17 protein-coding genes are annotated in these 24,530 nt (G+C 46.4%); 10 read left to right on the top strand and 7 right to left on the bottom strand.

All coding sequences use genetic code 11. The features are described 5' to 3' along the window. Positions 1–882: 882 nt before the first annotated feature. The 10 genes from GXP65_RS19495 to GXP65_RS19450 all read left to right on the top strand — a co-directional run bounded on the left by GXP65_RS19495 (position 883) and on the right by GXP65_RS19450 (position 15,445). Positions 883–2,565 (top strand): ABC transporter substrate-binding protein, encoded by a 1,683-nt coding sequence (locus tag GXP65_RS19495; RefSeq protein WP_162093526.1) that lies wholly within the window; start codon positions 883–885, stop codon positions 2,563–2,565. 170 nt (positions 2,566–2,735) lie between these two features. Beyond that, a complete protein-coding gene (locus GXP65_RS19490) occupies positions 2,736–3,722 on the top strand; it encodes an ABC transporter permease (RefSeq protein WP_005425282.1) in 987 nt (328 codons plus the stop codon). A gap of 2 nt (positions 3,723–3,724) precedes the next feature. Beyond that, the gene (locus tag GXP65_RS19485) at positions 3,725–4,750 is read left to right on the top strand and encodes an ABC transporter permease (RefSeq protein WP_162093525.1); all 1,026 of its coding nucleotides are present in this window, start codon (positions 3,725–3,727) and stop codon (positions 4,748–4,750) included. Between the two features lie 2 nt (positions 4,751–4,752). Next, positions 4,753–5,736, top strand: a complete 984-nt coding sequence (locus GXP65_RS19480; RefSeq protein WP_005439411.1) for an ABC transporter ATP-binding protein — start codon at positions 4,753–4,755, stop codon at positions 5,734–5,736. A 48-nt stretch (positions 5,737–5,784) separates the two neighbouring features. Then, a complete protein-coding gene (locus GXP65_RS19475; protein ID WP_012128843.1) occupies positions 5,785–6,780 on the top strand; it encodes an ABC transporter ATP-binding protein in 996 nt (331 codons plus the stop codon). 71 nt (positions 6,781–6,851) lie between these two features. After that, positions 6,852–8,591, top strand: a complete 1,740-nt coding sequence (locus GXP65_RS19470; protein ID WP_162093524.1) for a glycoside hydrolase family 9 protein — start codon at positions 6,852–6,854, stop codon at positions 8,589–8,591. 2 nt (positions 8,592–8,593) lie between these two features. After that, positions 8,594–9,484 carry an N-acetylglucosamine kinase gene (locus GXP65_RS19465; RefSeq protein WP_005531763.1) on the top strand — a complete coding sequence of 297 codons (891 nt, stop codon included), beginning with the start codon at positions 8,594–8,596 and terminating at the stop codon, positions 9,482–9,484. Positions 9,485–9,492: 8 nt separating this feature from the next. After that, entirely contained in the window at positions 9,493–11,412 is a 1,920-nt protein-coding gene (locus GXP65_RS19460) for a family 20 glycosylhydrolase (protein ID WP_162093523.1), read from the top strand. An 86-nt stretch (positions 11,413–11,498) separates the two neighbouring features. Further along, positions 11,499–13,907, top strand: coding sequence for a N,N'-diacetylchitobiose phosphorylase (locus GXP65_RS19455; protein ID WP_162093522.1), 2,409 nt, complete (start codon positions 11,499–11,501; stop codon positions 13,905–13,907). 125 nt (positions 13,908–14,032) lie between these two features. Then, positions 14,033–15,445, top strand: a complete 1,413-nt coding sequence (locus GXP65_RS19450) for a phosphoglucomutase/phosphomannomutase family protein (protein WP_005425291.1) — start codon at positions 14,033–14,035, stop codon at positions 15,443–15,445. A gap of 94 nt (positions 15,446–15,539) precedes the next feature. Here the strand turns inward: GXP65_RS19450 and GXP65_RS19445 are convergent, their stop codons facing one another. The 7 genes from GXP65_RS19445 to acnB all read right to left on the bottom strand — a co-directional run bounded on the left by GXP65_RS19445 (position 15,540) and on the right by acnB (position 24,509). Further along, complete coding sequence (locus tag GXP65_RS19445) at positions 15,540–16,571, bottom strand: ABC transporter ATP-binding protein (RefSeq protein WP_051116983.1); 1,032 nt, start codon at positions 16,569–16,571, stop codon at positions 15,540–15,542. Beyond that, positions 16,571–18,196 carry an iron ABC transporter permease gene (locus GXP65_RS19440; protein ID WP_050910747.1) on the bottom strand — a complete coding sequence of 542 codons (1,626 nt, stop codon included), beginning with the start codon at positions 18,194–18,196 and terminating at the stop codon, positions 16,571–16,573. The genes GXP65_RS19445 and GXP65_RS19440 overlap by 1 nt, the downstream gene beginning before the upstream one ends. A 99-nt stretch (positions 18,197–18,295) precedes the next feature. Next, positions 18,296–19,309 carry a Fe(3+) ABC transporter substrate-binding protein gene (locus GXP65_RS19435; RefSeq protein ID WP_038891970.1) on the bottom strand — a complete coding sequence of 338 codons (1,014 nt, stop codon included), beginning with the start codon at positions 19,307–19,309 and terminating at the stop codon, positions 18,296–18,298. Between the two features lie 153 nt (positions 19,310–19,462). Next, entirely contained in the window at positions 19,463–20,692 is a 1,230-nt protein-coding gene (locus GXP65_RS19430) for an ammonium transporter (protein WP_162093521.1), read from the bottom strand. 26 nt (positions 20,693–20,718) lie between these two features. Further along, the gene (locus tag GXP65_RS19425) at positions 20,719–21,057 is read right to left on the bottom strand and encodes a P-II family nitrogen regulator (RefSeq protein WP_005439398.1); all 339 of its coding nucleotides are present in this window, start codon (positions 21,055–21,057) and stop codon (positions 20,719–20,721) included. A 188-nt stretch (positions 21,058–21,245) separates the two neighbouring features. Further along, positions 21,246–21,614 (bottom strand): YacL family protein, encoded by a 369-nt coding sequence (locus tag GXP65_RS19420; protein WP_012128853.1) that lies wholly within the window; start codon positions 21,612–21,614, stop codon positions 21,246–21,248. Positions 21,615–21,920: 306 nt separating this feature from the next. Continuing rightward, entirely contained in the window at positions 21,921–24,509 is a 2,589-nt protein-coding gene (gene acnB, locus GXP65_RS19415) for a bifunctional aconitate hydratase 2/2-methylisocitrate dehydratase (RefSeq protein WP_038885755.1), read from the bottom strand. Between the last annotated feature and the right edge of the window lie 21 nt (positions 24,510–24,530).

Here is a 24,530-nt window from a genome sequence, read left to right as displayed (position 1 = left end):
GAGCGGGAAGTTAATGTTCCCAACGTGGACTCCGAATACATTAGCGCAAACCAACTCCGTTATTACTTAATTGTAGTTGCAATAACGGGGCGGACCATACATTTTTTATCCCTGCCTTTATCAATTGCACTGCCATGCTTCCCCTTACTCATAGTAAGAAACAAGCGATTTAGCGTACAGAGCAACGATGAGGCTGAGCATTTAGCGTATAAGAAGCTGGAAGCAAGCTATCAAAAACACGTATGAAGCGCTTAACCAAAGCGATTCCAATACCACACTTTTCATCGTCATTTTTAACTCATAACTTTCTTCAAAAGTGCCTTCAAATCACTTCCTTTCCTGAATAAAAAAAGCATAATCAGTAGCCAAATTTTGCTGTCAAAACTTACTTATTTTTCCTCTACAAGGGAAAATTGAGCAACATTTGATACAGATTGCGAAGTCAATCACAACAGAACGGCAGATTAAATTTCACCTAGTTAATTAACAAAATTTTCAGGTGTGAGCCAGATCGCCAATACCGTACAACAACAGAAAACACTCACTAATAGTTACCAAGAGGGTAAGTAACCACTAACACACAGCATTAATAAGGATATAAACTGCGACGCATATCAACGTTTATTTTTTCACCTGGATTGACTTAAAAACAAGCAAAATGACGTTTATGACGTAGTTGATGTGGTTTTTAACGTTTTTAACGGGAATCGAGTTTGATTATTTTGTGGATAAGGTGTTTTCTTAGTCCTGCCTAAGGCCTACAGGCCACTCTTAGAGCGACGCAAATTGAAGTGAAGCAAAGAGGTGGGCCTTGGAGAGTGTTTATCAATTGATGACATTCAATTCCATTAGTGAAATGAAAGCAAATAGTAAGGAACAGCTATGCTTGCCAATATTAAAAAAACAGCACTAGCAACAGCAATTATTGCAACGGCTACTACAGGTTTTGCATCAGTAGCTACAGCCGCTGAGCGCAGTGAACTGACTATCCACCCTAAAGAGTTTACAACTTTTGTTCGTAACTTTAACCCTTTCTTGGGTGCAACTAACCTGCACACAACTACTGACTTTATCTACGAGCCGCTAGTTGTTTTCAACGAAATGCACGGCAACACGCCAGTATTCCGTCTAGCAGAAAACTTCCAAATGTCTGACGACCTAATGAGCGTAACTTTCGATATTCGTAAAGGCGTGAAATGGTCTGACGGTCAAGCGTTTACCGCTGATGACGTTGTTTACTCTTTCAACCTAGTAAAAGAGAAGCCAGAACTAGACCAATCTGGTATCAACTCTTGGGTTACTGGCGTAGAGAAAGTTAACGATTACAAAGTTAAGTTCCGTCTAAGCGAAGCAAACTCAAACGTTCCTTACGAAATTGCTAAAGTACCTGTCGTACCTAAGCACGTATGGAGCAAAGTGAAAGATCCTTCAACGTTCACGAACGAAAACCCAGTAGGTACTGGTCCATTTACAGAGATCGACACTTTCACTCCGCAACTATACATCCAGTGTGAAAACCCGAACTACTGGGATGCAGCGAACCTAGACGTTGACTGTCTGCGTGTTCCTCAAATCGCGAACAATGACCAGTTCCTAGGTAAGATTGTTAACGGCGAAATGGACTGGACTTCTTCATTCGTTCCAGACATCGACCGCACTTACGCAGCAGCGAGCCCTAAACACCACTACTGGTACCCGCCAGCAGGTACTCAAGCGTTCGTAGTAAACTTCAAGAACCCAGATGCAGCGAAAAACGAAGCACTAACTAACGTTGACTTCCGTCGCGCATTCTCTATGGCTCTTGACCGTCAAACTATCATTGATATCGCATTCTACGGCGGCGGTACAGTGAACGACTTCGCATCTGGTCTTGGCTATGCATTCGAAGCTTGGTCTGACGAGAAGACTCACGACAAGTTCAAGGGTTACAACTCTTACAACGCTGAAGGCGCTAAGAAACTTCTAGCGAAAGCTGGCTTTAAAGATGTAAACAAAGACGGTTTCGTTGACACGCCATCTGGTAAGTCTTTCGAACTACTAATCCAATCTCCAAACGGTTGGACTGACTTCAACAACACTGTACAGCTTGCTGTTGAGCAACTTGCAGAAGTAGGCATCAAAGCACGTGCTCGTACACCAGACTTCTCTGTGTACAACCAAGCAATGCTTGAAGGTACTTACGACGTTGCGTACACCAACTACTTCCACGGTGCAGACCCATACACTTACTGGAACAGTGCTTACAACTCAGCACTACAATCTGGTGACGGTATGCCTCGCTTCGCGATGCACTTCTACAAGAACGACAAGCTAGATGGTCTTCTAAACAGCTTCTACAAGACAGCTGACAAGCAAGAGCAGCTAGAAATCGCTCACGGTATTCAGCAAATCATCGCTCAAGACCAAGTGACTATCCCTGTGATGTCTGGTGCTTACATGTACCAATACAACACAACTCGCTTCACTGGTTGGTGGAACGAAGAAAATCCTAAGGGCCGTCCAAACATTTGGGCTGGTATCCCAGAGCGTCTACTTCACGTACTGGACCTAAAACCAGTTAAATAAGTAGAAGTTCATTTCTAGCGGCACACATCCCGTGTGCCGCCTATAAAAATCCCCTTGTTACTAAACCAACATATGGCGCTCGTCGTCAGGGGATTTTTCGCTCTAAATTTCGCTAGGAGCGACCTGAAACCAGAAACAGGGAAAAAATCTGGGTGAGTAAGGTGTGAGTTATGGGTTATTTTTTAAGACGTTTGTCGTTCTATCTTGTCGCGCTCTTGGTTGCAGCGACGTTAAACTTCATTATTCCGCGAGCAATGCCTGGTGACCCAGTTACCATGATGTTTGCTAACGCATCTGTACAGGTAACGCCAGAGCGAATCGCAGCAATGAAAGAACTGCTGGGTTTCGTAGATGGTCCAATCTACATTCAGTACCTGTCGTACATCAAAAACATTCTAAGCTGGGAGCTAGGTACTTCTATCCAGTTCTACCCGCTTTCAGTTAACTCTCTACTAGGTGGCGCATTCGGTTGGTCATTGTTCCTAGCAGGTACTGCAGTTGTACTATCGTTCTCGATTGCTTCTGTACTAGGTATCTTCGCAGCTTGGAAACGTGGTAGCCGATACGATGCATTCGTAACACCGGGCACACTGATCATTCAAGCGATTCCACAAATGGTTATCGCGATGCTAGCGCTGTTCATCTTTGCCATCGGTCTTAAGTGGTTCCCATCAGGCTACGCCTACACCCCGGGTACTGTGCCAGATTGGACAAGCTGGGAGTTCCTAAAAGACGTGGGTTACCACGCTATTCTTCCATTGTTCTGTGCGACGATTGTCCAGATTGGTGGCTTCCTAGTAAACATGCGTAACAACATGATCAACCTTCTTGCTGAAGATTACATCACAATGGCAAAAGGTAAGGGTCTGAGCGAAAACCGAGTAGTATTCAACTACGCAGCTCGTAACGCACTTTTACCAAGTGTAACCGCACTTTCAATGTCTCTAGGTATGGCAATCGGTGGTCAGCTAATCATCGAGATGATCTTCAACTACCCAGGTCTAGGTACGGTTCTTCTAAACGCAATTCACGCACGTGACTACCAAGTACTTCAAGGTCAGTTAATCATCATGACGATGTTCATGCTGTGCTTCAACCTAATGGCTGACATGCTGTACATGATTCTAGACCCTCGCCTACGTAAGGGAGGCAAATAATCATGAAAGAACTATTTAAACTGATTTTAGGTAACGCGTTCGCACGTGTTGGTTTGGCAATTATCTCAGTATTCATCTTTGTGGCAGTAGCTGCACCTTTGATTACTCAACACGCGCCAGACAAACGTACTGGTAACCCACATGAATACCCTGGCTTTGTTGTAAAACAAGCACAAAACAACCCTGATGGTTGGGTCGCGAAAAACCTAGCAGATGATCGTCGTACGCTGCTTATGTCGAAAAAGGCAGACCACGTTTTAGGTACATCTCGTATGGGTCGTGACATCTGGTCTCAAGTTGCTTACGGCGCTCGAGTATCGCTGGGTGTTGGTTTCGGCGCGGGTATCATCGTGTGTTTCTTAGCAACAGTTATTGGTATCTCAGCTGGTTACTTCGGCGGCCGTGTAGATGACGTACTGAGTGCTGCAATGAACATCATGCTAGTTATCCCACAGTTACCACTACTGTTCGTACTCGCCGCATTCATCGGGGAGGCAGGACCGCTCACCATTGCGTTGATTATCGCCGGTACCTCCTGGGCTTGGGGTGCGCGTGTTGTGCGAGCTCAAACCATGGCACTACGAGAAAAAGAATTCGTTAAAGCCGCAGAGGTTCTTGGTGAATCACCCATGCGCATCATCTTCGTTGAGATTTTGCCAAACCTTATCCCAATCGTAGGCGCAAGCTTCATCGGTTCGGTAATGCTAGCAATTAACACAGAAGCGGTAATTTCGTTCCTAGGTCTAGGCGATGCAAATACCATCAGCTGGGGCATCATGCTGTACAACGTACAGACTTCATCAGCGATGCTTATCGGCGCTTGGTGGGAAGTACTAGCTCCTTGTATTGCACTGACTCTACTGGTGACTGGCCTTGCTCTACTGAACTTCGCAGTCGATGAAATTGCCAACCCGCAGCTTCGTTCTCACAAAGGCATGAAGCGCTGGAAGAAAATGGCAGCACAAGACAAGAAAGAACGTGAGCCAGAATTGGCACCACAAAATGCACTATGGAGCGGAGATAAATAATCATGACTGCACCACTAATTTCTATCCGTAACCTATGCGTGGACTACATTACAGATGCGGGCGATGTCCGCGCCTGTAACAACGTCAGCTTCGACATTGCACCAGGCGAAGTATTTGGCCTAGCTGGTGAATCTGGCTGTGGTAAATCAACCGTTGCATTCTCGCTAATGCGCCTTCATAAGCCGCCAGCGTTTATCACAGGTGGTGAGGTTATTTTCAACGGCGAAGATATCCTTCAATACAGCGATGAGCGTATGCAGTCGTTCCGCTGGAGCGAAATGTCGATGGTATTCCAGAGTGCGATGAACGCTTTGAACCCAGTACTAACGATGGAAGAGCAGTTCTGTGACGTAATCATGCGTCATACCAACATGACTCGCGCTCAAGCCAAAGTTCGTGCAGAAGGTCTATTGGAAATCGTTGATATCCACCCTAGCCGACTAAGCGATTACCCACACCAATTCTCTGGCGGTATGCGCCAGCGTCTGGTTATTGCTATCGCTTTGGCTCTGAACCCGAAAATGATCATCATGGATGAACCTACAACGGCACTAGACGTGGTAGTTCAACGTGAGATTCTGCAAAAAATCTATGCACTTAAAGAAGAATTTGGCTTCTCGATTCTGTTCATCACTCATGACTTGTCACTGATGGTCGAGTTCTCTGACCGCATCGGCATCATGTACTCGGGTGAACTGATTGAGGTAGCCCCTTCTAAACAAATTCTGGAAAGTCCTTACCACCCTTACACAAAAGGTTTGGGTAGCTCTTTCCCTCCACTAACTGGTCCTAAGACCAAATTGACTGGTATTCCAGGCAACCCTTTGAACCTATTAGAAGTTCCTCAAGGTTGTCGATTCCAAGCTCGTTGTGACCGTGTCCATGAAGCTTGTACGCGAGTACCAACTCAGCTGCGTCAAATTGAACCTGGTCGTCTCTCAAACTGCCACTTGTATGGCGACACGATTGCTCAAGCTAAGGTTTAACAACAAAAAATAACGCTAGCTAAGAAGAAAATTACACTGGAGAGAATTATGAGCAAACAATTCGGCGAATTGCTGATTGAAGGTAAAAATGTCGTTAAGGACTTCCCTTTAAACAGTAACTCAATCAAGCAATCTAAGATGCGTGCAATCAACGACGTATCTTTCAAAATGTACAAAAGCCGCGGTTTGTCAGTAGTAGGTGAATCTGGTTCAGGTAAATCTACTACCGCAAAAATGATTGCGAAAATGTACGCACCAACGGATGGCATCATCGAGTACAAAGGTCGTGATATCCAAGACATCACCTCTCGTCACGATTTGATGACTTACCGCGAAGGCGTGCAAATGGTATGGCAAGACCCGTTTGGCTCGCTAAACCCAACACACAATATCTTCCACCATATTGCTCGCCCACTGTTGATCCACAAGAAGGTTTCACCGGGCAACAAGAAGGAACTGGAAGAGCGAGTGTACGACCTACTAGAACAAGTTGGTCTGATTCCGCCAAAAGAGACCGCGCAAAAGTTCCCACACCAGCTTTCTGGTGGTCAGCGCCAACGTGTGAACTTGGCTCGTAACATTGCGGTCGGCGCAGAAGTGGTACTGGCTGACGAACCAACGTCAATGCTCGACGTTTCAATTCGTGCCGGTGTTCTTAACCTGATGGAAGAGATGAAGTTTGAGAAGCAAATGTCTCTGCTTTATATCACTCACGACATCGCAACAGCGCGCTACATCGCTGAAGATCTCGCAGTTATGTACGTGGGCCACATGGTTGAATGGGGTGATACAGAGGAAATCATTCATGATCCTCAACACCCGTACACGCAGCTACTGGTTTCAGCTGTGCCAGATCCATCGAAGTCAATCCACGAGAAACTGAAAGGCAACAAAGGTGAGATCCCACTGTGGACACCAGAATCCGTGGGCTGTCCATTCGCTGGGCGCTGTGTTCATGCCACAGAAAAATGTCGCGAGCGACTGCCTGGTGTGACGCAACTGTCCGATAACCACTTTGTTCGTTGTTACTTATTCGAAGATTAATCATAACGAGGGTCAGGCATCAACCTGACCCCTTTTTCCCTTTATATTTTATTGTTTCCCGGAGAAATTGAATGCTGCTACTGACTAACCATATTGGTTATGAGCGTCTGGGCCCTAAAAAAGCGATCATCCAGACGAGCCGATCACGCCTGTCTTCTTATACGGCTTTATTGGTTTGCGCCAATAGTCATCAGACGGTTGCCACCCTAACCGTAGAGAAGCAAGGCAAAGTAGCGAACTGGCATCAAGGTCATTTCTACCTGATCGACTTTTCTTCATTTAATACTCCAGGTCACTACTATCTTCGTTTCGATCATTTACGCTCATCTCACTTTGAGATCGGCGAACACATTCTTCTCGATCACACTCTATCCGATGTGATCCACTATTTTAAATCGCAACGCTGTGGCGGTATTTTCGATCAACAAGATCGTCAAGCACCACTACTTAACTCTAACGAGACGGCGGATGTTCATGGCGGTTGGTATGACGCATCAGGTGACGTCAGCAAATACCTAAGCCACTTGTCCTATGCCAATTACCTCAACCCTCAACAAACCCCTATGGTGGTTTGGAATATGTTGAAAGGTTTGTCTCTGCTCCAAGGCAACGAGAAACTGGCTAAATTCACAGCAACTCGCCTCATTGAAGAAGCACTATTCGGCGCTGATTTCCTTGTCCGTATGCAAAACGAAAAAGGCTTTTTCTACATGACGGTGTTCGACAAGTGGAGTAAGGACACAGCTCAACGTGAAATCTGCGCCTACGAAACTCAACTTGGTCATAAGTTTGATGACTACCAAGCTGGTTACCGACAAGGAGCCGGCGTTAGCATTGCGGCATTAGCCTCAGCAGCACGCCTAGACTTTCACGGTGAGTTCGACCAACAAAAATATCGCAATGCGGCAGAAAATGGCTATTGGCATCTAAAAGAACACAACACCCAATATCTAAACGATGATGAAGAGAACATCATCGATGAATACTGCGCACTGCTTGCCGCTGTCGAGCTATTCAAAACAACAAAAGAAGCACGCTACCTAGAAGAAAGCCGCTTATGGGCAAAACGTCTTTCAGCTCGTCAAACAAGTGATGAACACATTCAACACTTCTGGGCTGCGAACCAAGATGGCAGTCGACCGTACTTCCATGCAGCCGAAGCGGGGCTTCCTGTTATCGCACTATGTGAGTACTTGTCGATTGAAGACGACTCTGAGCGCGCATCATCAATAAAACAAACCATCAATAACGCTTGTGAGTTTGAAGTTTCTATCACCAACAAAGTGAAGAACCCATTTGGCTACCCTCGCCAATACGTAAAAGGTGTAGATGAAGCCAAACGTGACGCATTTTTCGTGGCGCACAACAACGAGTCCGGTTATTGGTGGCAAGGTGAGAATGCCCGCTTGGGTTCACTGGCAACCATGGCTTATGGGGCACTCCCTTTCATTGAGTCAAAAGCACTAAAACAGCAGCTTTCTAAACTCGCACAAGATTCTATTAACTGGATTGTGGGGCTGAACCCATACGACATGTGTATGTTGGATGGTCATGGTCGTAACAATCCGGACTATCTTCCTCAATACGGTTTCTTCAATGCAAAAGGTGGCGTGTGTAATGGCATTACCGGCGGTTTCGAAGATGAGGAAGACATTGCATTTAATCCACCAGCACAAAAAGACGACATGCTTCAAAACTGGCGCTGGGGAGAACAATGGATCCCACATGGTGCTTGGTACCTACTCGCCGTAATGAGTCAGGCTCAGCACATCTCAACTTTAGCAACTAATCAAGCATTGAAGGAGCAATAAACATGGGGATGTATTTTGTAGGTATTGATGGCGGCGGCACCTCATGTCGCGCTCGTATCAAAGACGCACAAGGCAACTTCATCGGCGAAGCAAAAAGTGGCAGTGCCAACATTATGTTGGGAGCAGAAGTCGCAATGGCATCGATTCTAGAATCTATTGCTTCAGCAGCACAGCAAGGCGGCCTAACTCAACAAGACTTTGCCTCAATGCACGTAGGTTTAGCGCTTGCGGGGGCTGAACATAAAACTTCTTGGCAAGCATTCATGGCTTTAGAACATCCTTTTGCCAGTATGACACTCAACACTGACGCATACGGTGCTTGTATCGGCGCACACAATGGTGAAGATGGCGCAATCATGATTGCAGGAACCGGTTCTTGCGGCATTTTCCTTAAAGGCCTTGAGCAACATGTCGTCGGTGGGCGTGAATTCCCAATCTCAGATCAAGGTGGCGGTGCAGTCATGGGGCTGCGTCTGATCCAACAAGTATTACTAGCAGAAGATGGCATCCGTGAAAAAACACCTCTAGCCGCACACGTCATGAATCATTTTGAAAATGACGTCGACAACGTAGTTGCGTGGTCTAAACAGGCTTTGCCTCGCGATTACGGTCAATTTTCTCCTGCTATTTTCCAACATGCAGAACAAGGTGACGTGTTGGCAATAGAAATGCTTAAACAAACCGCAGCGGATATTGAGATGTTTTTAGTGGCTTTGAATAAGCGCGGTGCAACTCGTATTTGTTTGATGGGCAGCATTGCCGAGCGAATCTTGCATTGGTTATCTCCACCAGTCCAACAATGGGTGGTAGAGCCTCAGTTTGATGCGATTGAAGGAGCCATTATGTTTGCTGGCAAACCAGAGCATAACCTTTACTCAGTGAGTGTCGAGTAGGAGTGAAGATGGAATACCGTGTTGATTTAGTGGTCCTTTCTGAGCAAAAACAAAACTGCCGCTTCGGACTCACCTTTCATAACTTGAGTGACCAAGACCTAAACAGCTGGAGCTTAACTTTTGCTTTTGATCGCTACATCCTTCCTGATAGCGTTTCAAATGGCCACCTGACTCAAGTTGGTAGCTTTTGTACGCTCAAGCCTGAGGGCATGGTACTGGCAGCCAACCACCATTATTACTGTGAATTTAGTATTGGCTCCAACCCATTCCGTTATTACTCGGATGGCTTTAACGAAGCGATGATCGACTTTGTGGTTGATGGAACTCCTCAACGTGCACAAGTGGACGTCACTCCTATCGTTCTCGCTTCACCGTATCGTGAACGCAGTGAGATTCCTGCAAGCTTGACACATGCTCAACCTTTACTGCCTAAGCCAAATCATATTGAAGTCAGCGATCACTCTTTTACCTTTGATGAGCAAGCTGGTGTCGCGATTTATACCGACTTAGCCACTTCTGCAAAGTCGTGGTTACAGGATGAGTTGAAGCGAATCTATCAATTTGAACTACCTTCTTCAAACAGTGGAAAAATCCTGTTCAAAAGTAATCCAACCTTGGATGAAGGCACCTACAAGCTAAAAGTCTCTGAAGAGTCGATCAAGATCGAAGCTGGCTCTTCGTCAGGTTTTACTCATGCTTGCGCGACCTTATTGCAACTACTAAAACGAGACGAGAATACCAACACCATGGAAGTGGTGTGCTGCTCTATCAAAGACAGCCCTCGTTTTCGATACCGCGGCATGATGCTGGATTGCGCTCGCCATTTCCATTCCGTAGAGCAAGTAAAACGCCTGATCAACTTATTGGCACACTACAAGTTCAACACGTTCCATTGGCACCTCACTGACGATGAAGGCTGGCGTGTCGAGATCAAGTCTCTTCCTCAGCTTACCGATATTGGGGCGTGGCGCGGAATTGATGAAACAATCGAGCCGCAATACACCCATTTGTCTCAACGCTACGGCGGTTTCTACACGCAAGAAGAAATCAAAGACGTTATCGAATTTGCAGCACAACGTGGCATAACCATCATTCCTGAAATTGATGTACCTGGTCATTGCCGCGCGGCAATCAAGTCTCTACCACATCTATTGGTTGAAGCAGAAGACACCACTGAGTATCGCAGTATTCAGCACTACAACGACAACGTCATCAACCCTGCTCTGCCGGGTAGCTACGAGTTTATAGACAAGGTACTTGAAGAAATCGCAGCGCTCTTCCCTGCCCCATATGTTCACATTGGTGCAGACGAAGTGCCTAATGGAGTCTGGTCGAAAAGTCCTGCTTGCCAAGCGTTTATGGAGAAGTTGGGTTACACCGATTACAAAGAACTGCAAGGCCACTTCCTACGTCATGCTGAAGACAAACTGCGCAAACTGGGTAAACGTATGCTGGGTTGGGAAGAAGCTCAACACGGCAACAAAGTCAGCAAAGATACGGTGATCTACTCATGGCTAAGCGAAGAAGCGGCATTGAACTGTGCTCGCCAAGGCTTCGATGTAGTGCTGCAACCCGCACAAACCACTTACCTAGATATGACCCAAGACTACGCACCTGAAGAACCGGGCGTGGACTGGGCAAATCCACTGCCATTAGAGAAGGCATACAACTATGAGCCGTTAGCGGAAGTTCCTGCTGACGACCCAATCAGAAAACGCATTTGGGGCATTCAAACCGCTCTATGGTGCGAAATCATCAACAACCCATCGCGCATGGACTACATGATTTTCCCTCGCCTGACTGCCATGGCAGAAGCATGTTGGACTGAAAAACAACACCGCGATTGGACCGACTATTTATCACGTTTGAAAGGTCACCTTCCTCTGCTCGACTTGCAGGGAGTGAATTACCGCAAACCGTGGAAGTAATACCAAGCCAGATGCCAACGCATCACGCTTAAAGAGTTTTTAAATTTTTGGCTGCAGGCGCAGCTTAGTAAAAAGGAAATACACAAATGAAATACGGCTATTTCGATAACGAGAATCGCGAATACGTCATCACTCGCCCTGACGTACCAGCACCATGGACAAACTACCTAGGTACTGAGAAGTTCTGTACGGTTATCTCGCACAACGCGGGTGGCTACTCGTTCTACAACTCTCCAGAATACAACCGTGTTACTAAATTCCGTCCAAATGCGACATTCGATCGCCCAGGACACTACGTTTACCTACGTGATGATGAGACAGGTGATTACTGGTCAATCTCTTGGCAACCAGTTGCGAAAAGCCTTGACGAAGCAAACTACGAAGTTCGCCACGGTTTGTCTTACTCTAAGTTCAAATGTGAATACAGCGGTATTACCGCAACAAAAACACTGTTCGTGCCAAAAGGCGAAGACGCTGAAATCTGGGATGTAGTGATTAAAAACACCTCAGATAAGCCACGTACGATCAGCGCATTCTCATTTGTTGAGTTCTCATTCAGCCACATTCAATCTGATAACCAAAACCATCAGATGTCTCTGTACTCTGCTGGTACGTCATACAACGAAGGTGTGATTGAGTACGACCTGTACTACAACACGAACGATTTTGAAGGTTTCTACTACCTAGCTTCAACATTTGACCCAGATTCGTACGACGGCCAACGTGACAGCTTCCTAGGTCTGTACCGTGACGAAGCGAACCCGCTAGCGGTAGAACAAGGTAAGTGTTTCAACACAGCGCAAACTTGTTACAACCACTGTGGCTCTCTACACAAGCAATTTACTATCCAACCGGGTGAAGAAGTTCGCTTTGCTTACATTCTAGGTATCGGTAAAGGCAACGGTGAGCGTCTACGTGCTAAGTACCAAGACCTTGCAGAAGTCGACAATGCATTTTCGGGTATCAAAGCACACTGGGATGAGCGTTGTGGCAAGTTCCAAGTGAAATCGCCAAACGAAGGTCTAGATACCATGATCAACGCTTGGACACTGTACCAAGCAGAAACTTGTGTGGTGTGGTCTCGCTTTGCTTCATTCATCGAAGTGGGTGGTCGTACTGGTCTTGGTTACCGCGATACAGCACAAGATGCAATCTCAGTTCCTCACGCTAACCCAGCAATGACGCGCAAACGTATCGTTGACCTGCTGCGCGGCCAAGTGAAAGCGGGTTACGGTCTACACCTATTCGATCCAGATTGGTTCGATCCAGAGAAAGCAGATGTTAAACCATCTAAATCTCCAACCGTAGTTCCAACACCTTCTGACGAAGATAAGATCCACGGCATCGAAGACACCTGTTCTGATGACCATCTATGGCTAGTTCCAACCATCTGTAAGTACGTGATGGAAACCGGTGAGCATAGCTTCTTCGACGAAGTGATCCCTTACGCAGATGGCGGTGATGCGAGCGTTTATGACCACATGAAAGCAGCGCTAGACTTCTCTGCGGAGTACGTGGGTCAAACCGGTATCTGTAAAGGTCTGCGTGCAGACTGGAACGACTGTTTAAACCTAGGTGGTGGTGAATCTTCAATGGTGTCTTTCCTACACTTCTGGGCACTGCAAGAGTTCATCGACCTAGCGAAATACCTAGGTAAAGAAGCCGACGTTGAAAAATACACGGAAATAGCAGCAAATGTGCGTGAAGCTTGTGAAACACACCTTTGGGACGACGAAGGCGGTTGGTACATCCGTGGTCTGACGAAAAATGGTGACAAGATCGGTACTGCGCAACAAGCGGAAGGCCGAGTACACCTAGAGTCAAACACGCTTGCGGTACTTTCTGGTGCGGTATCTCAAGAGCGCGGCGAAAAAGCGATGGACGCGGTCGACGAGAACCTGTTCTCTGAATACGGCCTTCACCTAAACTCACCATCTTTTGCAACACCAAATGATGACATCGGCTTCGTAACTCGTGTTTACCAAGGCGTAAAAGAGAACGGTGCAATCTTCTCGCATCCAAACCCATGGGCTTGGGTAGCAGAAGCGAAACTGGGTCGTGGTGACCGTGCAATGAAATTCTATGATGCACTCAACCCATACAACCAAAACGACATCATCGAAAAACGTATTGCAGAACCATACTCATACGTGCAGTTCATCATGGGTCGTGACCACCAAGACCACGGTCGTGCAAACCACCCATGGTTAACAGGTACATCTGGCTGGGCTTACTTCGCTGTTACCAACTTTATCCTTGGTGTGCGTACAGGCTTTGATGGTCTGACTATCGATCCATGTATCCCAACTAACTGGCCTGGTTTCGAAGTGACTCGTCAATGGCTAGGTGCAACGTACAACATCAAAGTGGTTAACCCAGACTCAGTAAGCAAAGGCGTTAAGTCGATTACCGTGAACGGTGAAGCAGTAAATGGTGCATCTGTACCAGTTCAAGCGGAAGGTTCAGTAAACGAAGTTATCGTTACTCTAGGTTAATCATCTTTTAGGGGAGTTCTTCTCCCCTTTTGATTTATCCGATGCACTTGAGTTTGATGAGTGCATCGGTTCGCTAGCAAAGATTTAAGAGGCGGTGGGATGCCGCTCTTATCGAGGATCGAATCATGATCAAATTTGGTACAGGCGGTTGGCGTGCATTTATTGGTGAGGAGTTCACTAAAGATAATGTACGCTTAGTGGCTCAAGCAGTAGCAAACATTACCAACAACGAATCCGCTGCTGATCGCGGCTTTGTCATCGGCTATGACCGTCGTTTTCTTTCTGATAAAGCAGGTCGCTGGTTTGCAGAAGTATTAGCAGCAAACGGTATTGTGGTTAGCTTTATCGACAAGTTTGTCCCAACACCTATCGTAATGTTTAAAGCGAAGGAAATGGGCTGCGCGTACTCTGCATGTATTACCGCATCGCACAACCCAGCCGATTACAACGGCATCAAAGTCTTCATCGAAGGCGGTCGTGACGCAGATGAAATCATCACCCAAAAAATTGAATCACAAATCGCTACGCTAACTGCGCAAGATGTTAAAAGCGTCGATTTTGAGCAAGCGGTTGAAGACAAGCTGATTCAAATCATTAACCCAATGAACGAGTTTGTTGACTCGATCATCGACTTTATCGACATCGAAGCGATCAAGAAAGCGAATCTACGCGTGTTGATTGACCCAATGTTTGGTGTTGCGAAAAACGCGCTACAAACCGTGCTGATCAACGGCCGTTGTGAAGTCGACGTGATCAACGACGGCAAAAACCCAGATTTCGGTGGCTTAATGCCATCACCAAGTGCTGCAACCCTTTACCGCTTGATGCACCTAGTGGAACAAGAAGGCTATGACATCGGTATCGGTACCGATGGCGACGCAGACCGTCTTGGTATTATCGACGAGAAAGGTAACTTCATTCATCCAAATGAAGTACTACTGCTGCTTTACTACTACCTACTTGAATACAAGGGCTGGACAGGCTCAGTGGTACGTAACATCGCAACCACTCACCTGTTGGATAAAGTTGCAGAAGATCACGGCGAGAAATGCTTTGAGGTTCCGGTAGGCTTTAAGCACATCAGTTCTCAAATGGAAGCTGACGATTCATTGATTGGTGGTGAAAGCTCTGGCGGTCTGACTATTCGCGGCCACATTAAAGGTAAAGACGGCGTATTCGCATCAAGCCTATTGGTAGAAATGATTTCAGTAACTGGCAAAAAGCTGTCTGAGTTGCTGGATGAGATCTACGGCAAGTACGGTTATGCCTACATGGCGGAAGGCGATTGCAAATTCAAACCGGCGCAAAAAGAAGTGCTGTTCAACAAGATTTATGTTGAGAAGCAGTTGCCTGAGTTTGAGTTTGAAATCGAAAAAGTCAGCTACGAAGATGGTGCGAAAGTCTACTTCAAGAACGGCGGTTGGATCATCGCTCGCTTCTCTGGCACCGAGCCATTACTACGAATTTTTGCAGAGATGCAAGATAAAGACACTGCAGAACGTGTTCTTCAACAGTTTAAAGACTTCTTGTCTCTATAACTGACACCTTGTGCCCGCTTTGAGCACATTACCTATAGGTGAAGAACACTTGCCCGGCATTAACGCCGGGCCTTTTTCTATTGGGGCAACCAAATTAGGCGAAAGCTAACACGCCTTGCGTTTCCACTTTAACCGTCACACTATCACCAACATTCAGAGCTTGAGTTGAAGTTGCTAACAGTCGGTCACCATTGACATCAATCACGTAGCGACAGTGGTCACCCATAAAGTGCTGCTCAAGTACTTTGACCGCACTCTCTTCATCCGCCGCAATTTGAACATGTTGAGGGCGAAGCAGTAACGCACATTCTTCATTCACTTGGATTTCTTGCTGAGCATTGGCTTCCACCACACCAAGATGAGTTTCAAATTCACTGTCAGAAATGCGCTTCGCTGCAAGGTAGCTACCACCGCCTAAGAAGTCTGCAACAAATTTGCTCGAAGGCTGGTAGTAAAGCTCAGAGGCTGTTCCGTATTGCTCGATTACACCATGATTCATGACTGCCATCTTATCGGCAAAAGCAAACGCTTCTTCACGACTGTGAGTAACGAAAATCGCGGTTACGCCTTGCTCTTTAAAGATCTTACGAATTTCACGGATCAGTTCATGACGAACTTGAGTGTCGATATTGGAAAATGGTTCATCCAACAACAGAAGATCCGGTTTGTAAGCCAGTGAACGGGCAATCGCCACGCGCTGCTGCTGACCACCAGAAAGCTGGTGAGGATAACGATCACCGTAACCTTTAAGGTGAACCAAGCCGAGCATTTCTTCTACTTTAAGGAGCTTTTGCTGTGCCGTTTCATTTTTCAGGCCAAAAGCAATGTTCTCAGCCACTGTCAGATGCGGGAATAAGGCGTAATCTTGGAAGATCATACCAATATTACGCTGCTCTGGTGGCAACCAGTTTTCGCCGTCATCAATAGTCAGGCAATTCAAGCTCATTTGACCTGAACTCAGAGGAAGCAGGCCTGCAATGGCTTTCAAAAGCGTTGTCTTACCGCAACCACTCGCGCCGAGCAAACAGACAATCTGTCCTTGTTCCACTTCTAAAGAAAGAGACTCCAGAACAGTCTGATCGTCATACTGACAAGTTAGGTTTTTAATCGATAGTGCGCAGCTCATCAGTGACTTTGCTCCAGTGAACGGTTAACAACAACAAGCGGGATTAACCCAACAAGGACCAGTAATACTGCCGGAAGTGCGGCAAGCTCTAAATGCTCATCCGAAGCGAAGTTGTACACATACGTCGCTAAGGTTTCAAAGTTAAATGGTCGCAATAGCAGTGCAGCATTAAGTTCTTTCATCGACTCAATAAACACCAACAAACCCGCAATTAGGGCACCACGCTTAACCAGAGGGAAGTGCACTCGCCAAAGCATGGTATTTGGCGTACAGCCCATGGTACGGGAAGCCATATCCAGCGACGGGGAAATCTTGTTTAGATTACTTTCCACACTACCAATCGCCACAGCGGAGAAACGCACCACCATCGCGAAAATCAGCGCAAACATAGAGCCAGAGAAAATAAGCCCAGGCCTGCCCCATTCCATCGCTTTAGCAATATCGTTAACACGGTGATCCATAAACAACACTGCCACCATTACACCAATCGCAAGTACAGTGCCTGGAACCGCATAACCCAACGAAGAAAGACGCATGAAAGCTAAGCTAGAACGGCCGCCGTTTACGCGTTGACTGAAGTTCACAGTCAATGCAATCGCAACACCTATGATGGCAGCAACGACTGACACCACCAAACTGTTCCATGCATATTCACGAAATTCCGGAGTCCAGCTTTGTGCAAAGTAAGTAATGGCGTAATCAATTAACTGTAGCAATGGGAAAATAAAGGCTACTGCAACGAGACCCCAACACCAAATCAGTGCACCCCACTTTCGCCAACCTTGAAGTTCATAGCGAAAATCTTCATGGCTATTAAACTGGCTTTGGAACAACTTCTGTTTGCGGCGGCTATAACGCTCTGCGCTCAGTAATAGCACCACGATCATCAACATCATTGCTGAGATCTTCGCGGCTGCATTTAGGTTCGAGTAGCCTAGCCAAGTATCGTAAACCGCCGTAGTAAGGGTGTTCACTGCAAAATAGCTGACGGTGCCGAAGTCACCAATGGTTTCCATTGCAACCAGAGACAAACCAACAGCGATAGAAGGCCTTACAAGGGGTAAAGAGATGCGCCAAAAACTTTCCCAAGGAGAACACTTCAATAAGCGTGCACTTTGTAGCAAAGAAACGTTCTGCTCCATAAATGCCGCTCGACAAAGCAAGTAAACATATGGGTAAAGAACAAGAGAAAGAACGAAAGTTGCACCGCTCAAAGTACGGATATCTGGGAACCAATATTCGCCCGGTCCCCATCCGGTTATATCACGCAAGAAGATTTGAATCGGCCCAGCAAAATCAAACCAATCCGTAAAAATGTAACCAATGATATAACCCGGCATCGCGAGCGGCAGAACTAATGCCCACTGCAGCCACTTCTCAGTTGGCAATTTACACATCGCCATAAACCAAGCACTTGGAATACCGAGAATCAAAGAAAGGAGCATCACACCAGCAGTCAGAACTACGGTGTTATAGATGTAGGTAGGCATGACCGTCGACATCAAGTGTGTGAACAGGTCATCCGTCTCGCCAATGGCGGTATAGAAGATCGCTAAGATCGGCAAAACCAGTAACAGGGTAATCACCCCACTACTGGTTTTCCATAGAGAATGTTTATTCTTCATTGCCTAAATACTGCAAGGCTGTATGAAATACAAATGCGGCTGCAAATACATCTCATATCCTTTAATCAAATGGGGGTATAGTTATACCCCCACATGGAATTAAAGGTCAAATTTCACTTCATCTAGTAGCTTAATTGCCGCTTCGTGGTGAGAAGCAATGTCATCTAGAGAAATCGTATCTGCTTTGTAGTCACCCCAAGATTCCACAAGTTCAGAACGCTTAACGCCTTCCTTCACTGGGTACTCGTAGTTTACTTCTGCGTACATTTGCTGCGCTTTGTCACCCGTTAGGAATTCCATTAGCTTCACAGCGTTGTCTTTGTTTGGAGAGAATTTCGCCATCGCCATACCAGAGATGTTTACGTGCGTACCTGTTGTCTCTTGGTTAGGGAAGTTGATGTATACCGCATCAGCCCAAGCTTTTTGCTCTTTGTCGTTGACCATCTTACCTAGGTAGTAGCTGTTACCTAGAGAAACGTCACATAGACCTTCTTTGATTGCTTTAACTTGAGCACGGTCGTTACCTTGAGGCTTACGAGCTAGGTTCGCTTTTACACCTTCTAGCCATTCTTTTGTCTCAGCTTCACCGTGGTGTGCGATCATAGAAGACACTAGAGATACGTTATAAGGGTGCTTACCGCTGCGAGTACAGATTTTGCCTTTGAATTCTGGCTTCGCTAGATCCGCGTAGTTGAAGTCGTTACCTAGTTTGCCAACACGGTCACGTGAAGAGTAAACGTTACGAGTACGTAGAGTCAGAGCAAACCACTCGTTTTCTTTGTCTTGGTACTGTGCTGGTACGTTTTCTTCGATGATTTTGCTATCTACCTTTTGAACTAGACCTTTGTTAGTCAGTTCAGCAAGACGGCTGATATCTGTAGTAAGGATTACGTCAGCTGGGCTGTATTCGCCTTCCTGAGCCAACTTCTCTGCTAGACCTTTTTTCGCAAACTTCACGTTTACTTTAATGCCAGTTTCTTTAGTGAACTCGTTGAACATTGGTTCAACTAGGAAAGGTTGACGGTAAGAGTAGACGTTCACTTCTTCAGCAGCCATTGCTGTTGGAGCCAGAGTAGCGCAAGTAATCGCTGAAAGAGTTAGCAGTTTTTTCATTGTTTAATCCTTTACCATGCTAATGATAACGTTTATCAGTTGCGTTATTATATGCATGTTCAATAAGAAAACAATGATGCTGCACAAAAAAACCTGCTCTTTCGAGCAGGTTATTGACTGTTTACTTTGTAACTAATTGTTTCGATATGTCGATTATTTCACAGTTACGAATTCTGGGTAAGCGCCGACACCACAGTCGTGCATATCCATCCCTTCTAGCTCTTCGTCTTCCGATACTCGAATGCCGATGGTTGCTTTCAAGATAGCCCATACCACTAGGCTTGCACCGAACACCCAAGCAAAGATAACAGCCGCACCTAGAAGCTGTGCACCAAACGTTGCATCACCGTTGCTTAGTGGTACAACCATAAGACCGAAGAAACCACACACACCGTGCACTGAAATTGCACCTACTGGATCATCAATCTTAATCTTATCCAAGCCAATGATGCTGAATACTACTAGCGCACCTGATACCGCACCAATCGCCACAGCATAAAGCGGAGATGGAGATAGAGGGTCAGCCGTGATAGCAACAAGACCAGCTAACGCACCGTTCAGAATCATAGTCAGGTCTGCTTTACCCCAAGTCGTTTTACATACTAGTAGTGCCGCGATTGCACCTGCTGCCGCTGCTGCGTTTGTATTAAGGAAGATTTGGCCTACCGCTGTTGCATTTTCAAAATCAGATACCATAAGTTGAGAACCGCCGTTGAAACCGAACCAGCCGAACCAAAGGATGAACGTACCTAATGTAGCGAGAGGCATGTTTGAACCTGGGATTGGGTAGATTTCGCCGTTTTTACCGTATTTACCTTTACGTGCACCCAGTAATAGTACGCCTGCTAATGCTGCTGAAGCACCGGCCATGTGTACGATACCTGAGCCCGCAAAGTCACTAAAGCCTGCTTCTGATAGGAAGCCACCACCCCAAGTCCAGTACCCTTCCATTGGGTAGATAAATGCCGTCAGTACCGCTGAGAAGATTAGGAAAGACCATAACTTCATGCGCTCTGCAACCGCGCCAGATACTACCGACATTGCTGTTGCTACGAATACGACTTGGAAGAAGAAATCCGACTCTAGAGAGTGGTCGGCTCCTTCAGCCTGTGTGCCGATTAGCGCACCAAATGATGGCAACCAGCCGCCCTCGCCGTTATCAACATACATGATGTTGTAACCGACCAATAGGAACATGGTACAAGCAATCGCGTACAGACAGATGTTTTTGGTTAGAATTTCTGTTGTGTTTTTCGAGCGAACTAAGCCCGCTTCCAGCATGGCAAAACCCGCTGCCATCCACATTACTAACGCACCGGAAATGAGGAAGAAAAAGGTGTCGAGTGCGTAACGTAATTCGGTTACCGTAGTTGTTAATTCCATGATAGTTCTCCAATCCCTTGAGTTCTTTAAAGTGCTTCTGCGTCCATTTCACCAGTACGGATACGTACCGCTTGGTTTAGGTCGTAGACAAAAATCTTACCGTCACCAATCTTGCCGGTTTGAGCGGCTTTAGTGATGGCTTCTACCACGCGCTCCACATTGTCTGCATGTGTTGCGATTTCTAGTTTTACTTTTGGTAGAAAGTCGACTTGATACTCGGCGCCACGGTATAGCTCCGTGTGGCCTTTCTGACGACCAAAACCTTTAACCTCTGATACTGTCATCCCTTCAATACCGACATCAGCCAATGCTTCACGTACATCGTCTAACTTAAAAGGTTTTATAATGGCATTAATGATTTTCATTGAATCTTCTCCGCAGCTTTCATCCTGAAACACTTTTAATAATCCAAGCGGCGTGCCAACTTTTTATCTCCTTGATTTATATGAACTTAGTAAAAATAACAATCTTATAAACAAAAAGGGCGCACCATATCGGTGCGCCCTTTTCACAAATATAAGGCAATCCCACTTCGACTACCCAAAACTGTGCATTAAATGTTCAAAAAGTCTTTCCATTGCTCTATCAGGGTACAAAAGTCCTCAATACCACAACTTGCTGTACTCTCTGCATCGTAGAAGTCAAACTCGCTTTCCATTTCCACTTCATACTCATGGCCCAGGGCGTTTTCTTGCACTAGCACCTCATCACCGTGGATCATCAAACTGATCTCTGCACCAGTTAATCTATGCTCTTGAGATGGCGAAGAAAATGCCTGATCAATTAAGGCTTCAACTTGCGCAATTTTCGCTGGGTCTTTACCAATTTCTTCTTGCAACCAACGACCTACAATTTCATGCCCCATGCTGCATTTGACATAGTATTCGCCCATCAATGTGTTGCGGATGAATTCAAACTCCATCGTGATCGCCTTTTCGTATCAATTTGGTGCGGAGTATACAGGGAGATTTGAGATGGGAGAAGCGGGACACGGAACACGGAACACGGAACACGGAACACGGAACACGGAACACGGTTTCATTTTTTCTTTTGAGGGGCAAATACTATCAACGTGTTTTGAGCCCTTACGTTTATCTTTAATATTCCAGCGCTTACCTCCCGATTCCTAGAGCGAAGCGCTCCCTCTTCTCGAAGCGCAGCGCTCCAAAAAAGAAAGCGCCCACCGAATGGTGGGCGCTTAATTAAGTATTAGCAAAGCTCGCTAAAATTATGCAGGCTCTTGGAAGATAACCTCTGCCGCTTTCTTGGTGTACTCATCCATCTTGTGGAAGTTCAAGTAACGGTAAGTATCTGCAGCTGTCGCATCGATTTGCTTCGCGTATTCCAAGTACTCTTCCTTCGTTGGAATCTTACCTAGAATTGCACCAACCGCCGCTAGCTCAGCTGAAGCAAGGTATACATTTGCACCTGTACCTAGACGGTTCGGGAAGTTACGCGTTGAAGTCGACATTACTGTTGCTTTGTCTGCTACACGTGCTTGGTTACCCATACATAGCGAACACCCAGGAGTTTCAATACGAACACCTGCGCGGCCGTAAATACCGTAGTAACCTTCTTCCGTCAGTTGATCGCGGTCCATCTTCGTTGGTGGCGCTACCCATAGACGAGTATCTAGTTGACCACCGAATTGCTCTAGCAGTTTACCTGCTGCACGGAAGTGACCAATGTTCGTCATACAAGAACCGATGAATACTTCATCAATCTGTGTGCCTTGCACTTCAGACAGGAGGCGCGCGTCATCTGGATCGTTTGGTGCACATAGGATTGGTTCGTGAATATCCGCTAGGTCGATTTCGATGATGTGCGCGTATTCCGCGTCTGCATCCGCTTCCATCAACTCTGGGTTAGCCAACCACTCTTCCATCGCAGTGATACGACGCTCAATAGTACGACGGTCGCCGTAACCTTCCGAGATCATCCACTTAAGCATGGTGATGTTTGAGTTTAGGTATTCCTCGATAGACTCTTGAGACAGCTTAACGGTACAACCTGCCGCTGAACGCTCTGCTGACGCATCTGATAATTCGAATGCCTGCTCAACCGTTAGATGCTCAACACCTTCGATTTCTAGTACGCGACCAGAGAACTCGTTGATCTTACCCGCTTTCTCAACCGTCAATAGACCTTGTTGAATTGCGTAGTAAGGAATCGCATGCACAAGGTCACGTAGTGTGATACCTGGCTGCATTTCGCCTTTAAAGCGCACCAAAATGGACTCTGGCATATCCAGTGGCATAACACCTGTCGCTGCAGCGAATGCAACAAGACCGGAGCCTGCTGGGAATGAAATACCTAGCGGGAAACGAGTATGCGAGTCACCACCTGTACCTACAGTATCAGGCAAAAGCATGCGGTTTAGCCATGAGTGAATGACACCATCACCCGGACGAAGTGATACACCGCCACGGTTCATGATGAAGTCAGGTAGAGTATGGTGCGTGTTTACATCAACTGGTTTTGGATACGCAGACGTGTGACAGAATGACTGCATCACAAGATCAGCTGAGAAGCCCAGACACGCAAGGTCTTTTAGCTCATCACGAGTCATAGGACCAGTTGTATCCTGAGAACCAACTGTCGTCATCTTAGGCTCACAGTATTGACCTGCACGTACACCTTCAACGCCACATGCCTTACCTACCATCTTCTGAGCTAGTGTGTAACCTTTGTCAGATTCTGAAGGGTCAACTGGCTTAGCAAACAGGTCTGTTTCTTCTAGGCCCAGTGATGCACGAGCACGGCTTGTTAGGCCACGACCAATGATAAGTGGAATACGACCACCAGCACGAACTTCATCAAGCAGTACTTTGCTCAGCTCAAAGCTAGAGATCTCTTCACCGTTTTTACGTACAACGCCTTCGTATGGGAAGATATCAATGACATCACCCATGTTCATGTTCTGTACGTCTAGTTCGATTGGGAGTGCGCCAGAGTCTTCCATTGTGTTGTAGAAGATAGGAGCAATCTTACCGCCTAAACAGATACCACCAGTGCGCTTGTTTGGTACGTATGGGATATCTTCGCCCATAAACCAAAGCACTGAGTTAGTCGCTGACTTACGAGAAGAGCCAGTACCAACAACATCGCCAACGTAGGCTAGTGGGATGCCATCTTTTTGTAGCTCTTCAATCTGATTAATAGGACCAACGCTGCCTGGTTGATCTGGCACGATGCCATCACGTTCCATCTTCAGCATCGCTTTTGCGTGTACTGGGATATCAGGACGAGACCAAGCATCTGGTGCTGGAGACAAGTCATCGGTGTTGGTTTCACCAGTAACTTTAAATACTTTAACAGTAATCTGTTCCGCGACTTTCTTCTTCGATGTGAACCATTCTGCGTCTGCCCATGATTGCAGGACTTGTTGCGCGAATGCGTTGCCAGCTTTGGCTTTCTCTTCCACATCATAGAAAGCATCAAACATCAGTAGGGTATGAGATAACGCTTTAACTGAGATTGGTGCCAGTAGATCATCGTCTAGGAATTCAACTAGAGGCGCGATGTTGTAACCGCCTTGCATCGTACCTAGTAGCTCAGCCGCTTTTTCACGGCTTACTAATGGTGATTCCACTTCACCTTTTGCTACCGCCGTTAGGAAACCCGCTTTTACATAAGCAGCTTCATCTACACCCGGTGGGATACGGTTCTCTAGTAGGTCAAGAATAAATGCTTCTTCACCTTGTGGGGGATTTTTCAGAAGTTCAACAAGTCCAGCAACTTGTTCAGCGTCTAGCGGTTTAGGAACAACTCCTTCGGCAGCACGCTCTTCGACGTGTTTACGGTAGGCTTCAAGCACGACTTTTTTCCTCTCATTGCG

The sequence above is a fragment of the Vibrio sp. LB10LO1 genome, from assembly GCF_010092875.1.
GTDB classification, from domain to species: Bacteria; Pseudomonadota; Gammaproteobacteria; order Enterobacterales; family Vibrionaceae; genus Vibrio; species Vibrio campbellii.
This window is presented reverse-complemented; position numbering and strand designations above follow the sequence as displayed.

Excerpts from the sequence above, each read along its gene's own strand:
- GXP65_RS19490 (WP_005425282.1), top strand. The coding sequence starts at position 2,736 with ATGGGTTATTTTTTAAGACGTTTGTCGTTCTATCTTGTCGCGCTCTTG.
- GXP65_RS19455 (WP_162093522.1), top strand. The coding sequence starts at position 11,499 with ATGAAATACGGCTATTTCGATAACGAGAATCGCGAATACGTCATCACT.
- GXP65_RS19465 (WP_005531763.1), top strand. The coding sequence starts at position 8,594 with ATGGGGATGTATTTTGTAGGTATTGATGGCGGCGGCACCTCATGTCGC.
- GXP65_RS19495 (WP_162093526.1), top strand. The coding sequence starts at position 883 with ATGCTTGCCAATATTAAAAAAACAGCACTAGCAACAGCAATTATTGCA.
- GXP65_RS19450 (WP_005425291.1), top strand. The coding sequence starts at position 14,033 with ATGATCAAATTTGGTACAGGCGGTTGGCGTGCATTTATTGGTGAGGAG.
- GXP65_RS19435 (WP_038891970.1), bottom strand. The coding sequence starts at position 19,309 with ATGAAAAAACTGCTAACTCTTTCAGCGATTACTTGCGCTACTCTGGCT.
- GXP65_RS19425 (WP_005439398.1), bottom strand. The coding sequence starts at position 21,057 with ATGAAAATCATTAATGCCATTATAAAACCTTTTAAGTTAGACGATGTA.
- GXP65_RS19470 (WP_162093524.1), top strand. The coding sequence starts at position 6,852 with ATGCTGCTACTGACTAACCATATTGGTTATGAGCGTCTGGGCCCTAAA.
- GXP65_RS19460 (WP_162093523.1), top strand. The coding sequence starts at position 9,493 with ATGGAATACCGTGTTGATTTAGTGGTCCTTTCTGAGCAAAAACAAAAC.
- GXP65_RS19485 (WP_162093525.1), top strand. The coding sequence starts at position 3,725 with ATGAAAGAACTATTTAAACTGATTTTAGGTAACGCGTTCGCACGTGTT.
- GXP65_RS19440 (WP_050910747.1), bottom strand. The coding sequence starts at position 18,196 with ATGAAGAATAAACATTCTCTATGGAAAACCAGTAGTGGGGTGATTACC.
- GXP65_RS19480 (WP_005439411.1), top strand. The coding sequence starts at position 4,753 with ATGACTGCACCACTAATTTCTATCCGTAACCTATGCGTGGACTACATT.
- GXP65_RS19420 (WP_012128853.1), bottom strand. The coding sequence starts at position 21,614 with ATGGAGTTTGAATTCATCCGCAACACATTGATGGGCGAATACTATGTC.
- GXP65_RS19475 (WP_012128843.1), top strand. The coding sequence starts at position 5,785 with ATGAGCAAACAATTCGGCGAATTGCTGATTGAAGGTAAAAATGTCGTT.
- GXP65_RS19430 (WP_162093521.1), bottom strand. The coding sequence starts at position 20,692 with ATGGAATTAACAACTACGGTAACCGAATTACGTTACGCACTCGACACC.
- GXP65_RS19445 (WP_051116983.1), bottom strand. The coding sequence starts at position 16,571 with ATGAGCTGCGCACTATCGATTAAAAACCTAACTTGTCAGTATGACGAT.